Annotated in this window: 11 protein-coding genes and 1 rRNA gene; 4 read left to right on the plus strand and 8 right to left on the minus strand. The window is 52.0% G+C overall.

The window, feature by feature from the left end; genetic code table 11:
* Nucleotides 1-34: 34 nt before the first annotated feature.
* Nucleotides 35-1,520, minus strand: a 16S ribosomal RNA gene (locus EPA93_RS29945).
* An 810-nt stretch (nt 1,521-2,330) separates the two neighbouring features.
* On the opposite strand from EPA93_RS29945, the gene EPA93_RS48620 reads away from it, so the two are divergent.
* Both EPA93_RS48620 and EPA93_RS29950 read left to right on the plus strand, forming a co-directional pair.
* The gene (locus EPA93_RS48620) at nt 2,331-2,537 is read left to right on the plus strand and encodes a hypothetical protein (RefSeq protein WP_165423486.1); all 207 of its coding nucleotides are present in this window, start codon (nt 2,331-2,333) and stop codon (nt 2,535-2,537) included.
* Entirely contained in the window at nt 2,491-3,429 is a 939-nt protein-coding gene (locus EPA93_RS29950) for an LLM class flavin-dependent oxidoreductase (RefSeq protein WP_165423487.1), read from the plus strand. Before EPA93_RS48620 ends, EPA93_RS29950 begins: the two co-directional genes overlap by 47 nt.
* Before the next feature lie 95 nt (nt 3,430-3,524).
* Here the strand turns inward: EPA93_RS29950 and EPA93_RS29955 are convergent, their stop codons facing one another.
* Both EPA93_RS29955 and EPA93_RS29960 read right to left on the minus strand, forming a co-directional pair.
* On the minus strand, nt 3,525-4,586 hold the full coding sequence (locus EPA93_RS29955; RefSeq protein WP_129891045.1) for a glycosyltransferase family 2 protein: 1,062 nt from the start codon (nt 4,584-4,586) through the stop codon (nt 3,525-3,527).
* 183 nt (nt 4,587-4,769) lie between these two features.
* Nucleotides 4,770-5,705: a CPBP family intramembrane glutamic endopeptidase gene (locus tag EPA93_RS29960; protein WP_129891046.1), complete on the minus strand. Its 936-nt coding sequence runs from the start codon at nt 5,703-5,705 to the stop codon at nt 4,770-4,772.
* Nucleotides 5,706-6,027: 322 nt separating this feature from the next.
* On the opposite strand from EPA93_RS29960, the gene EPA93_RS29965 reads away from it, so the two are divergent.
* Both EPA93_RS29965 and EPA93_RS29970 read left to right on the plus strand, forming a co-directional pair.
* Nucleotides 6,028-7,338: a sensor histidine kinase gene (locus EPA93_RS29965; RefSeq protein ID WP_129891047.1), complete on the plus strand. Its 1,311-nt coding sequence runs from the start codon at nt 6,028-6,030 to the stop codon at nt 7,336-7,338.
* Nucleotides 7,325-8,047: a response regulator transcription factor gene (locus EPA93_RS29970; RefSeq protein WP_129891048.1), complete on the plus strand. Its 723-nt coding sequence runs from the start codon at nt 7,325-7,327 to the stop codon at nt 8,045-8,047. Before EPA93_RS29965 ends, EPA93_RS29970 begins: the two co-directional genes overlap by 14 nt.
* A gap of 146 nt (nt 8,048-8,193) precedes the next feature.
* Here EPA93_RS29970 and EPA93_RS29975 read toward each other — a convergent pair whose 3' ends face one another.
* From EPA93_RS29975 to groL, 5 genes are all read right to left on the minus strand, one after another.
* The gene (locus tag EPA93_RS29975; RefSeq protein ID WP_129891049.1) at nt 8,194-8,967 is read right to left on the minus strand and encodes a YhfC family glutamic-type intramembrane protease; all 774 of its coding nucleotides are present in this window, start codon (nt 8,965-8,967) and stop codon (nt 8,194-8,196) included.
* Between the two features lie 43 nt (nt 8,968-9,010).
* Entirely contained in the window at nt 9,011-9,376 is a 366-nt protein-coding gene (locus tag EPA93_RS29980; RefSeq protein ID WP_207229242.1) for a winged helix-turn-helix domain-containing protein, read from the minus strand.
* Nucleotides 9,377-9,378: 2 nt separating this feature from the next.
* Nucleotides 9,379-9,864 (minus strand): hypothetical protein, encoded by a 486-nt coding sequence (locus EPA93_RS29985; RefSeq protein WP_129891050.1) that lies wholly within the window; start codon nt 9,862-9,864, stop codon nt 9,379-9,381.
* Between the two features lie 284 nt (nt 9,865-10,148).
* Complete coding sequence (locus EPA93_RS29990; protein ID WP_129891051.1) at nt 10,149-10,808, minus strand: DoxX family protein; 660 nt, start codon at nt 10,806-10,808, stop codon at nt 10,149-10,151.
* Nucleotides 10,809-11,440: 632 nt separating this feature from the next.
* Nucleotides 11,441-13,081, minus strand: coding sequence for a chaperonin GroEL (groL, locus tag EPA93_RS29995; RefSeq protein WP_129891052.1), 1,641 nt, complete (start codon nt 13,079-13,081; stop codon nt 11,441-11,443).
* Between the last annotated feature and the right edge of the window lie 17 nt (nt 13,082-13,098).

Raw genomic sequence — 13,098 nt, forward strand, 5'->3', positions numbered from 1 at the left:
TTCCTGGTAGAACTACCAGGAACTGACTCCCTAGAAAGGAGGTGATCCAGCCGCACCTTCCGGTACGGCTACCTTGTTACGACTTCACCCCAATCACCGACCCCACCCTCGACGCTTGCCCCCCTTACGGGTTAGCCCAGCGGCTTCAGGTGTTGCCGACTTTCGTGGTGTGACGGGCGGTGTGTACAAGACCCGGGAACGTATTCACCGTGGTGTGCTGACCCACGGTTACTAGCAACTCCAACTTCATGCAGGCGGGTTGCAGCCTACAATCTGAACTGAGACCACGTTTGTTGGGATTAGCTCCCCCTCGCGGGTTGGCGACCCTTTGTCGTGGCCATTGTAGCGTGTGTGTCGCCCAGGACGTAAGGGCCGTGCTGACTTGACGTCATCCCCGCCTTCCTCCACGTTGATCGCGGCAGTCTCGCCGGACACTTGTAACCGACGATAGGGGTTGCGCTCGTTGCGGGACTTAACCCAACATCTCACGACACGAGCTGACGACAGCCATGCAGCACCTGTGGAGCCGCCCCGAAGGGACACCCATCTCTGGGTGGTGCAACTCCATGTCAAGCCCTGGTAAGGTTCTTCGCGTTGCATCGAATTAAACCACACGCTCCGCTGCTTGTGCGGGTCCCCGTCAATTCCTTTGAGTTTTAATCTTGCGACCGTACTCCCCAGGCGGACCACTTAAAGCGTTAGCGCCGGCACGGAAGGGGTCGATACCTCCCACACCTGGTGGTCATCGTTTACGGCTAGGACTACCGGGGTATCTAATCCCGTTCGCTCCCCTAGCTTTCGCACCTGAGCGTCAGTGACTCCCCAGGACAGTGCCTACGCCTTTGGTGTTCCTCCGGATATCTACGCATTTCACCACTACACCCGGAATTCCCTGTCCCTCTGAAGCCCTCAAGTGAGCCAGTTTTCGAAGCACTTCCTCAGTTAAGCCGAGGACTGTCACTCCAAACTTGGTTCACCGCCTGCGTGCGCTTTACGCCCAGTAACTCCGGACAACGCTTGCTCCCTACGTATTACCGCGGCTGCTGGCACGTAGTTAGCCGGAGCTGATTCCTGAGGTACCGTCCTTGCTCGTCCCTCAGAAAAGCAGTTTACAACCCGAAGGCCGTCTTCCTGCACGCGGCGTTGCTCCGTCAGTCTTGCGACCATTGCGGAAAATTCCTCACTGCTGCCCCCCGTAGGAGTCTGGGCCGTTCTCAATCCCAGTGTGGCTGATCGTCCTCTCAGACCAGCTACCGATCGTCGCCTTGGTAGGCTTTTACCCCACCAACCAGCTAATCGGCCGCAGGCTCATCTCCCGGCGCCTCTTGCGAAGCTTTGTTTCTTACGAAACCTATGCGGTATTGTCACCGGTTTCCCGGTGGTATTCCTCACCCGGAGGTAGATAACCCACGTGTTCCTCACCCGTCCGCCACTCCCTCTGTTGCCAGAAGGCGTTCGACTTGCATGTGTTAGGCACGCCGCCAGCGTTTATCCTGAGCCAGGATCAAACTCGCCATCCAATAGTTTATGGTTCACATGATCTTGACAAGACCATGAGAAAAAGCGTGTTCTTCTGAGCTCATTCGCTCGTAAAGTTACATACTCAAATTGCTTGACAGGAACTGGCATCGCTTGCAGCTTGTGCACGATACATCATTTGCCAGTTGCTGTTCTGCTTTCCACTCTTCAGTTGTTAAGGTCCCGACCGATCCGCGTAGGATCGTTCGTCTCGCTCGTACCGGGCAACGCTTTTGTTTTCGTGCCCTCGTGTACTGTAGCGGTAGTATCGCATATCTTTGGGGGTTTGTCAACCCCTTTTTCCGGGAATTTTTTTCGTTCCTTAGATTTCGTTGTTTGGCTCCGACCGGCTCCCAGGCGCCTGCAGACACGCAGGCAAAAATGGGCGCACGATCTGTGCGGAGAGAAACGTGAAAACAGGGAAGAACTGATCCCAGAGGAGCCACTTTACCGTGGCGCAAACATGCTTCGCTGACAGGAGCACCGGTCGTGCTCGATCGGTGATTGTCTTGCGACAGCTCGCATAGTATGTCACAGGTCGAAAGCTTTGTCAAGAGGTTTTTTCAATCTCTTTTCAAACTGCTTGTAATCAGCAGCGAAGCCGCTTCATATCTTGCAGGAGTGCTGTCTTTCTGAGACGGGTGTTATTATGCATCAGACTTGCCGAGTTGTCAAGGGTTTTTTCCAGCAATTTTTGCAATTCATTCTAGCCAGGCACAAAGCCAGCCTGACATGTAAAGAAAGGCAAGGGCAGTCGATATACATAGAGTAGGAATAAAGTATATCGCTCGCCTTTCCGATGGTGATCGTTAATGCAAAACCACAAGCCTAGCCAGAGCAAGCAGGCGAACGGCATCTTTCTCGGGAATGCCCAATGTATCGTCTTCATCGAAGGCCCATATCCCACGCCCGAACTGGCCCATACCATCTACTGGGGCGAGACAAGTCTCTATGCGAGAAAGGAAGCATACAATGACATCTGTACAATTTGGCTGGGTCTTGCCTGGCCGACCCAATGAGAGAGGTAACATCGCTCAGCCCAAATTTCTTGCCCACCTCCAGCAAGGACTTCGGCTTGCTGTAAAGTCCTTCCACTCGGTATGGAGCCATGATCACCTTCAATTCATGAATGATCAGATCCTCGAAAGCTGGACAATGCTTACCTATCTGGCCCCTCTTTATCCCCAGCTCCAATTCGGTAGCCTGGTCCTGAGCCAATCATATCGTAATCCGGCTCTTCTGGCCAAAATGGCAGCGACCTTCCAATACTTGAGCAATGGTCGCTTGATCCTGGGGCTTGGCGCCGGCTGGCACGAAGAGGAATACAAAGCTTATGGATATGCCTTCCCGCCTCCCCACAAGCGGGTTGCCCAGTTGGAGGAAGCGCTCCAAATCATTCGCGCCCTCTGGCAGAATTCTGGTGTCACGATTCAGGGCAAGCACTACCAGATCCTTGAGGCTCACTGTGAGCCCCGGCCAGTACCAGTACCGCCCATCGTCGTAGGGGGAGCCAGGCCGCAGATGCTAAACATCGTCGCGCGCCACGCCGATTGGTGGTCAGCCGATAGGCCTGGCCTGGCTACGTATCGCCAGCAAGTAGTTGACTGTGAGCGCGCCTGCCTGGCCATACAGCGCGACCCACTTTCCCTACGTCGCACCTGGTTTGGCGGCTGCATTTGTCGCGCGACCGAGGATGCCTTACGCCCTCTACGGGCGACCTACCCTGATGAATATGGCTTGGTGGGTACAGTCTCCCAGGTCAAAGAGCGCATTCAGGAATTTATTGATCTTGGGGTAAGCTACTTTATGCTCAACACTGGCGATTTTCCTGATCTCACTACCCTTGAACTGCTAGTTGACGAAGTGCTACCCAGCTTTCAGCACACGGAGTATCAAGCATCCACCCTATAAGCCCCTCCGAGCTCTTATGACGTACCGCTCATGCCAAACAAGCACTTGCCGAGGTCTTTTTGCAGGACCTCGGCAAGATCAAGGTTTTGTGGATTTTAAGCCGGCTCTAAACCTGTTTCCAGGCAATCCGCAATAAGTTCCTCATAGCGTTCTTTAATCGCCTGCAAATCGGTCTCGCCTAACAGACCGGCCTTTATCTTGCCAACTATCTGCTCGTAGTCAGGCAAAGTGATAAGCCTCCTGGCAAACTGCAATTTCAGGTAAAGTTCAGGCGCATCATACTTTTCACAGAATTTCATATAATTGCCTAGCCACTCTTTAAGCGTCATTTCTTTGTTGCGCGGATGGGCCTGGTGATAGATAATAGCATCAAGAGTAGTATCAAATACTACTCCAGCAGTAAATAATCGATAGCCTAATTCAGGATCTTCTTCTCCCCAACCGCGAAAGCCTTCATCAAACATACCGGCTTTCAGTAAACTATCTCTGTCAACAGATACATTTCTGGTAACAAAGAATTCCCACGGACAGGAGAATTGCTGTAGAGCAATGCGTTGGAAAGCATCATAAACATAAGCATCAGGATTAGTTATTGCTAACAGCTCGATTTTTTCTGGATATTTGTCGATATCCTCGGGCGTAATCAGTTCAAGCGTAACGGGTAAAGCTGCTACTATATTTTCAATAGCCTCAATCACGGCTGGATGCTCCGTAAAGGTATAGCGCATGTCACATAGCATCTTCTTGAGCTCGCGCTTACACTGTTCACGGTCAATAGGAAGGCGCGTAAATATGTCCGAGCAGAGACCAATGACGGCCTTATTAGAAGCCCCAGCATGGCGTTGTGTGTGTGCAGCCACAAGGTTTCTGCAGCATATACAATCATCATCAACAAAAATGACTATCTTTCCTCTTGTGGCCAGTATCCCCGCATTGCGTGCAGCGCTGCGACCCGCATTTCTCTGCTTGATAGAGCGGAAATTCCACTGCTGGCCGGCAAAGTACTCCAACACTTCACTCGTTCTATCGCTGCTCCCATCATCGACAACGATAACTTCATATTGCGACGCTGGATAGGATTGACGTAGCAATGACGCCAGGGTTAGCTCAAGATAGCTGGCTTTGTTACAAGTAGGTATGACAATACTCGCTTCCATTTCGCGCCCTTTCCTTATAGAAGATGTGGTAGGTAATTCCAATGTCTCTCTTACCTGATCCTTCAGCTATCATCGAGCAGAAGAGGTTTTACACAGCTCGAAGCAATCCATAATTAATGCAATGTTAGATCCGGTTGTTTGGATCTAACACTGATATTTTAGCTACAAACCTGGCGACTGATTCTATCTACTTCTCTCTTTTCTCCTTGTAGTATCCTCAGGCCACATTAAATCTTTCTCCTGTAGCTTTTTATCGTCCTTAAGAACAGCTTTCTGTAATGGATAGGAAAGAGTTCCTCTAGTTAAGGCAATAACCAGTAAGGCAAGCACCCCATAGGCGAGAGCCGCCTCAGCTTGAGCCATAAGAGCTCCGGTTGCTCCAAAGAGCTGTTCTATATCATGTGCATTTATAGAAGTGGCTGCATGAATGAGGGTAGCCATGAGCAAGCTTCCTCCCGTATTATTAAAGATCCAGGTATAGTTTACCGATTTTGCCATGATTTGCATAAAAAAGAACAGCGCCAGGGCCCAGGTAAAGGTGTGGCCGTAGGGAGACTGGGTAGGAATAAACATCAATGGGAGATGCCAGGTGCCCCACATAAAGCCTAAGATGAGGCTACCCCACAAAGGCCCGGCCAGTTTCTGCAAACGCGGAAGGGCGAAGCCGCGCCAGCCTCCCTCTTCCCAATTGATCGCTAAAGCAATGAGCAAATGGGTCGAGTACGAGCTCAAAAAGAAGGGAAGCCTCTGCAGATGCGGGGCAGAGAAGACGCTAGCGCTTAGAAGCATCAGCAAAGGTGAGCCCAACAGAATCAGAAGATACCATTTGAGCGAAACGCGCCACTGGACATAGCGCTTGAGCAGGCGCATGACTCCCACTTTCCCTTCTAAGAGCGCGGTCAGAATGAAGGCAGCACCGGTCGGCCCGAGCGGAACCCCGGGTGAGCTATTAGCCAGCAACGGAGGAACATTGTATGGAAGCCAGCCAAGACCAGCATGGGATAGGACCACAGGAAGCTCGAACAGCCAGCTTATACTAAAGGCCAGGATAAAGTAAGCAAGCAGTGAATGCTGCTTAAGCCAGCATCGCCAGGGCGAAATCGCTATCGTTTGGGACATGAACTCTCCCTTTTCTTACAAAATGCGTGTTTGCACAACTTGATGCTACATAAAAAATTTCCGCTAAAATTGTGCGAGGCCAGCCTCGCTGCTCTCAGCATAATGGGAAAGCGCGGGGAAGCCGGAGTGAAAGAAGGGCTAACTATGAGAGGCGAAAGGGATATTTTTTCTATCCCTTCCCCATGGCGCATCGTCCTATGCATTTCGACTGGCTGGGAGTGACGAATGGCATATTGTCCTTTACTACATTTTCATCTATGCTTCTCTTTGAAGAAGGCACATTAGCGAGCTCGCGTTTAGCGCAGAGAGGCAAACATCCCGCATGGGCGAAAAATCACAACAGAGCTGGTGGCTGGCTCCCAAACCATTTGATTGGGTATCCTCAGCCCTTTACCTTGGCATTCTTGCCATCTCATACTTCAAACTATTTACTCGCTGCTCCTGCATTGCCGCCTCAGAGGCTATCGGCGTTACAGTAGCAATTACGTTGGCTATCGTAATCCTGCTTTCCATTGATCGCCTCGAATACTACTGGTTCAAGGAAGAGACGCCAAAGCGGGCTGCTATCACCTTACTCGTGCTGCGTATCCTCTTGATCGAAGGCATCACACAGCTTGAGCGCTTCTACTTTGTCCCTCTCAACTACGCGATCATGCTCTATCTCATCCCTCCCTATCTCGCCACGCTCTATTTTGGTGCCAGAGCAGGCTACTGGATCGCCCTGTTAGCCGGAGTAATCTATCTCATCAAAACTACCCTCTACTCGGCACACTGGTATCGCGATCTACCTAACCTCTGGACAAGTACGATTTTCTGCTTCGGCCTGGTCTTTCTGCTGGCCATGGCCCGGGTTGTCTCGCAGGAAAAGGCCAGCCGTCAACGAGCCGAGCAGCTCTTAGGGGAGCTTGCAAGCTCGCATCAGCAGTTGAGCCTTTATACTGAACAGATAGCTGAGCTGGCAGCCTTCAAGGAACGCAACCGGATCGCGCGCGACATTCACGATGGCCTTGGGCATGCCCTTATGGCCATCAGTGTGCAGTTAGAGAAAGCCCTGGTATATCATGAAAGGAATCCGCAGGAAGCCCTTCAGGCGGTGGGTGCGGCCAGGCAGGTGACCAGAGAAGCCCTGCAAGAGGTGCGCAGCTCAGTGCGTACGCTGCGGCTCACGCAGGATGATTACTCCTGTGCCAGCAGCATTGCCCTTCTGATCCAACACCTGCGCATAAGCCAGATCTCCGTTGACTATTACACAGAAGGCGATGAAACCAACTTCTCGCGCGAGATACGTAACACGCTCTACCGCGTAGCCCAGGAAGGTTTCACCAATATTCAGAAGCACGCTCGGGCCAGCAAGGTTGAAGTAACGCTCCTGTTCGCCGAGCAAGAGGCCCGCCTGCGCATTCACGATAATGGAGGTGGCTTCGAGCCAAAGCTGATCAGGGAGCAGACGACAGAAGGTAGAGGCGGTTATGGGCTGCAGGGCATGAGAGAAAGGATTGCGCAGGTCAAGGGAGTATTCCATCTGGAAAGTAAGTTCGGGCGGGGAACTACCTTACTTGTGAGTATCCCCGCTCAGGCCAGGACGCATAGCCGAGAAAATGTAGCAAAGGATGGATACGATGAGCAAGCTTGAAAAGCAGAGCATTCGGGTACTGGTAGTGGACGATCAACAGCTTGTGCGCGATGGCATCGCCTCGCTCCTGCATGTCCAGGATGGCATAGAAGTCATTGCCACTGCTACTAATGGGCAGCAAGCCCTTGAGATTGCCGTTACTTTAGAGCCAGATGTCATCTTGATGGATGTTCGCATGCCTGTCATGGATGGCGTAGAGGCAACTGGCAAGATTCGGCAACAGGTGCCTGCCTGCCACATCCTTGTGCTTACAACCTTTGACGATGACGAATATATCAAAGATGCCTTACAGGCCGGGGCATCTGGCTATCTGCTCAAGGATATTCCGGCTGCCGACCTGGCTCTCGCCGTCCATGCAGCCGCGCAAGGCATCTATCAACTCGATCCCTCAATTGCCGGAAAGATGCTGGCAGCCTTCACGCCCGCGAAACAGAAGGACAAAAGCCAGGCCAGCACCTCAGCAGGTCTTTCCAATGCTATAAACTATGCGAACAAAGCTTCAGGAACTACGAATACTGGCGAGCTGACGAGGCGTGAGATTGAGATCTTACGCCTGATTGCGACTGGCGCAACTAATCGCGAGATAGCTGAGCAGCTGGTCATCAGCGAGGGAACCGTAAAAAACCATATTTCCAATGTGTTCAGTCGTCTGGGCCTGCGTGATCGAACCCAGGCTGTGATGTATATTCGGGAACTTGGCTTGCTTTAAGTCAGATCTGGCACTTTGCGAGGCCCGGCCTTGGGAGCAAGCCGATCTGCCATCCTCCGGACATCATAATAACCGCTGACGGCATTATGAGCAGTCAAGCCGTCAAATGCCGTTACGGAACTCATGAACTAACAAGAGAGACTGCATCAGGCTGTGGCTGAAGCCTGCTTTTCGTCGTCGGTGCTGAGAGATGGGGCCGGATCTGCCAGGTGGCGCGTTCGTACATAGCGTAGCAGGACAAGGGCCAGAATGGCATATCCCAAGAAGAGGAGCTCGCTCCAGACCTGGCCGCCCGGAAGCCTTTGCAGGCCAAAGGCCGAGAAATCTATAAGCCAGTGGACCAGGGCGGCCAGGGGATAAAAGAGCCACGAGCGACGATAGGCCAGCACTATCAAAGTCGCAAAGCCAAGATGACAGGTTATCCCGATGACCCGATCTAAGCCCTGAAACACAAAGCTCCAGGCCGCAGCTCCCAGGATTTCCGCAGGATGCGTACCAGGGCGCAAGAACTGGGGAGCAAACACGGCCGCCACAATCGCCATAGCTAGCTGTAGCGCAAAGACTATCGCTTCAGTCCCTCCGTGCCCCACACCAGCCATGAGCGCGCCGTTGGCGTCGCGATGGTCGCGCATGCTCCTTCCCACCCGAAAGCTAAGGTAGCGCATAGTCTCTTCACATACCCCATAAGTCAGGGTTATAAATGCTAGCAAGACCCAGGGCATGCTACCAAACAACATGGGCCAGAGCACGAAGTTAAACGGAATCTGGATCAACAGATTGAGCAGGTAAAAGCCTGCCGCAATAAAGAACATCTTCCATGATAAGCTGAAACGTCGCTGAAAGAAAGCCGCCAGGCCGAGGGGAAACAGAACCATAAGAGCCATGGCGACTGCAAAGGCGCCCCAATTGAGCAGCGTCATATAAAAGAAGATCCCTTTCTAGCAAAGAAACTCTTTGCTCAGCTTACTCCTGCGTTTCGATAGGTTGCTCAACAATAGAGCGTAAAACACTTACATGATTTTCAAAGGCAGCTCGCCCTTGAGAGCTCAATGAGATCCAGGTTCGCGCCCGTTTTCCTTCAAAAACTTTATCGATTATGATATATCCTAACGACTCTAGCGCGCTCAAGTGGCGTGAGAGATTAGAATCTCCCAGCTCTAGATAATCGCGTAAGAAGGCAAAATCAACCTTTTTTGCTTGCGCCAGAATAGCCATAATGGAGAGCCGAACTGGCTGGTGAATCGCTTCGTCCAATTCCAGGCGCGGATGATGCCTCTGCTTCTCAGCGTTCCCATCGTCCTGCCTGGCTTCCCCGGATTGCATAGACATAGTTACCCCTTCTGTATCTGGGCACGTCTCCAGGCAAACAAACCAACAATGAGCAACGGCAGGCCGCTGAGTAATCCAACACAAGTAAACCAGACAGGCAGGAAGGCCTCTTGCTTGCCAAACAGGAATAGGCCAAGAAAGGTGCCCCCACAGATTACCAGGATGTGGTACAGGCCCCAGAGCAAGAATATCTGCTTACGCGTCGATTTCCACGGCTGAACAGGCAAACGCCGACTATAAACCCCTGTCCATATTGCGGTTCCTAGCGCCACCACAGCTACAAAGAGCCCAGCTAAAAGCGGTCCGAGAGCCCTATTCTGGCTACCAGCAAAGCGAGGAAAGATATCAAAGCCTGCCATGGCCACAATAATCGCTGCACCCCAGACGAGCTGCAATACACCGTTGTTCTCGCTATGGCGCGCCGCGCCCTGCTGGACCCGCTCAATCCTGCGTAGCGCCTCTTCCGCCTGTTGAGGATCGCATCCCATGCTTTTTTCCTTTCGTCAGCCTGCTAATTTTCGTATATACTTCTACCAGAGAGAAGTACTTTACTGATAGTAAAGTATATAACATGGAGGAAAGCCCTTGTCAAGATGGCAAATCAGGAAACTTAATGCTCACGCGTGGAGATGAGCGGCACTGTGCTCAATATGGCAAAAAAAAAGAGGGCACAGCGCGGAGAGAACTGTGCCCCGAAGGTGATCAACTCACATGTATGCGAACCGATCACTGCTAACCGAAAACAGTAGAATGGGTCTGTCATTACACACGCTCAGTTTTGAGCTGCTTGCGTTTCCACTTGTTGCGCCTTTAGCTGCTTCCTCCGGTATAGGGAGCCAGTCCAGGGAGCCCCGAGCAGAGGCACGATAAAACGATCCAACCCGATATATCCGGCCACCCGCCAGGCCAGAATCAGCAATATTCCCAGGCCGCCAAGAATTGGATTAATGCTCACAGCACCAGCAAGCATATAGTTAAGGTTCATAAAGCAACCAAAACAAGCAGCAATACCGGTCAGGATGCCTAAAATCAAGGCGATGCCGACAAGCAGTTCACCGAACGTGATGATGTACGAAAACACAACAGGATTTGGCAAAACAACTTGATGCAAAAATCCTGCATACCAATCCTGCACACTTGGATTCTCTCCCAGCGACTTTTTTAAGGCGCCCAGAGCAAAACCCTTAATCGCGCTGCTTCCATGCTGGCTAAATATCCAGCTTCCACCTCCTTCTGCCTGGCCAAAGGAAGTAAACTTAAGCGAGTAACCTGTCAGCTTGCTCCAGCCGGAAGTAAACCATTCATAGCCTACGTAGAGACGCACAAACAGCCATACCCAGGCGGCATATGTGTCGGTAAAGAGAAATCTCGTAAGTGGGGAAGGGGGGATATCGGCAACAGACTGTGAACTAAGAGTTTTTGGCACATCCATGTTGTTCTCCTCCTAAATATTCTCTAAAAGCCTCTTATGGCTTTATCCTACGGTCCATCGGCGGAACAACTTGCCATAGAGGCAACTGCATCCTGTACAAACAGACCCATATCCTACTTCTCTACTCAGATATTAGCATAACCTAATGTCAGTTGTCAAAGGCAACAAAAAGCTGGTGAAGGCTCTCTGGCCTTGCTAGATCATAGTAGCAGCTTTTTTTATGGTACTTCTGGAGGATACCCGATCAAAGTCCTCGCTTATCGCACATATTCTATAGCTGAAAAGGGGCAGGAGATTTAGCCATTAAAAATTGACGAGCAACAATCTGGCAAGGAAGGCGTATACGTCCAGGCTTGAGAGACGGATATGAGCTTACACTATCTCTCCTGGCTGGCATCTATTTATGTACCAACTCATATCATGTTACACTATTAAGTAATATAGCAGATCGGCGCCGAGATTGCATAGCCTTAGCCATTTATTACCAGGAATAGAGAGTTTCTGCTAGCCCAGGAGCAAGATGCGCTAAAAGCTGATCAATCCACTATAAACAACAAATAAAAAGGGTGCTCTCTGGCCAGCGACTGGCGGGAGCACCCTCAGTATTATAAAAAGCTCTGTCTCAGTGGCAATTACATCATGCCGCCCATACCGCCCATACCACCAGGCATACCACCGGCGGGAGCCGCGGGCTGCTCTTCTGGAATATCGGTGATGAGGGTATCGGTCGAGAGCACCATTCCCGCGATACTTACAGCATTCTGCAGAGCAGAGCGAGTAACCTTCACAGGATCGATGATACCGGCCTGGAACATATCTACATACTCGCCGCTCAGAGCGTTGAAGCCATAGCCACGGGGCTGACTGCGCACGCCGTTAACCACAACTGCTCCATCACGGCCAGCATTGAAGGCGATCTGGCGCAGAGGCTCTTCAAGAGCGCGACGCAGGATACTGAGGCCAGTTGCCTCATCGCCACCAGCAACCTTCACATTATCGAGGGCAGAGATGGCCGAAACCAGCACCGAACCGCCGCCAGGGACAATACCTTCCTCAATAGCAGCGCGGGTGGCCGAGAGGGCATCCTCAACGCGATGCTTCTTCTCTTTCATCTCGACCTCAGTGGCGGCGCCAACTTTAATCACGCCAACGCCACCGGCCAGTTTAGCCAGGCGCTCCTGCAGCTTCTCGCGATCATAGTCGCTGGTCGTCTCGTTGATCAGCATACGAATCTGCTGGATACGAGCCTGGATATCCTGCTGAGAGCCGGCACCTTCCACAATCGTCGTGGTGTCTTTGTTAGAGGTCACGGTACGAGCGCGGCCCAGATCCTCGAAGGTTGCATTCTCAAGCTTGAGGCCCTTCTTCTCAGTGATGACGGTACCGCCGGTAAGGATCGCGATATCATCGAGCATGGCCTCGCGGCGATCGCCAAAGCCAGGAGCCTTGACACCAAGCACGTTAAAGGCGCCGCGCAGCTTGTTGACAACCAGGGTTGCCAGAGCCTCGCCATCGATATCCTCGGCGATGATCACAAGATCTTTGTGCCCACTCTGCAGCACGCGCTCCAGCACCGGCAGGATATCAGCAATCGCGCTGATCTTCTTATCGGTGATCAAGAGATAAGGATCGTTCAGCTCGGCAAGTGTGTGCTCGTTGTTGGTAGTCATGTAGGGAGAGATAAAACCGCGGTCGAACTGCATGCCCTCGGTGTACTCTTTCTCCATAGCAATGCTACGGCCCTCTTCAACGGTGATCACACCATCTTTACCAACCTTCTCCATCACCTCAGCGATCAGGCCACCAATTTCCTGGTCAGCGGCAGAAATGGAGGCCACCTGAGCGATCTGCTCACGGGTCTCGACCGGCTTGGCCATCGACTTAATCTCAGTGATAACGGCCTCAACACCGGCCTCTAAGCCACGGCGCAGAATCATCGGGTTGGCTCCTGCGGCCAGGTTCTTCAGGCCCTCATTCACGATAGCATGAGCCAGCACAGTTGCCGTTGTAGTGCCATCACCTGCCACATCATTGGTCTTGGTCGCCGCCTCTTTCAGCAGCTGAGCGCCCATATTCTCAAAGGGATCGGGCAGCTCTACATCGCGGGCAATCGTCACACCGTCATTAGTAATCGTCGGGGCCCCAAATTTCTTATCAAGGACGACGTTGCGTCCCTTGGGTCCCAGAGTAACTCTTACGCTATCAGCCAGCGCATCCATTCCTCTCTTCAGAGAGTAGCGCGCCTGCTCGTCAAATTGCAGTCTCTTTGCCACGAAACAATACTCCTACA

The sequence above is a fragment of the Ktedonosporobacter rubrisoli genome, assembly GCF_004208415.1.
In the GTDB taxonomy this organism is placed as follows: Bacteria; Chloroflexota; Ktedonobacteria; order Ktedonobacterales; family Ktedonobacteraceae; genus Ktedonosporobacter; species Ktedonosporobacter rubrisoli.

Coding starts and splice junctions, on each gene's coding strand:
- EPA93_RS48620 (WP_165423486.1), top strand. CDS start 2,331: ATGCAAAACCACAAGCCTAGCCAGAGCAAGCAGGCGAACGGCATCTTT.
- EPA93_RS29950 (WP_165423487.1), top strand. CDS start 2,491: ATGACATCTGTACAATTTGGCTGGGTCTTGCCTGGCCGACCCAATGAG.
- EPA93_RS29955 (WP_129891045.1), bottom strand. CDS start 4,586: ATGGAAGCGAGTATTGTCATACCTACTTGTAACAAAGCCAGCTATCTT.
- EPA93_RS29960 (WP_129891046.1), bottom strand. CDS start 5,705: ATGTCCCAAACGATAGCGATTTCGCCCTGGCGATGCTGGCTTAAGCAG.
- EPA93_RS29965 (WP_129891047.1), top strand. CDS start 6,028: ATGGGCGAAAAATCACAACAGAGCTGGTGGCTGGCTCCCAAACCATTT.
- EPA93_RS29970 (WP_129891048.1), top strand. CDS start 7,325: ATGAGCAAGCTTGAAAAGCAGAGCATTCGGGTACTGGTAGTGGACGAT.
- EPA93_RS29975 (WP_129891049.1), bottom strand. CDS start 8,967: ATGACGCTGCTCAATTGGGGCGCCTTTGCAGTCGCCATGGCTCTTATG.
- EPA93_RS29980 (WP_207229242.1), bottom strand. CDS start 9,376: ATGTCTATGCAATCCGGGGAAGCCAGGCAGGACGATGGGAACGCTGAG.
- EPA93_RS29985 (WP_129891050.1), bottom strand. CDS start 9,864: ATGGGATGCGATCCTCAACAGGCGGAAGAGGCGCTACGCAGGATTGAG.
- EPA93_RS29990 (WP_129891051.1), bottom strand. CDS start 10,808: ATGGATGTGCCAAAAACTCTTAGTTCACAGTCTGTTGCCGATATCCCC.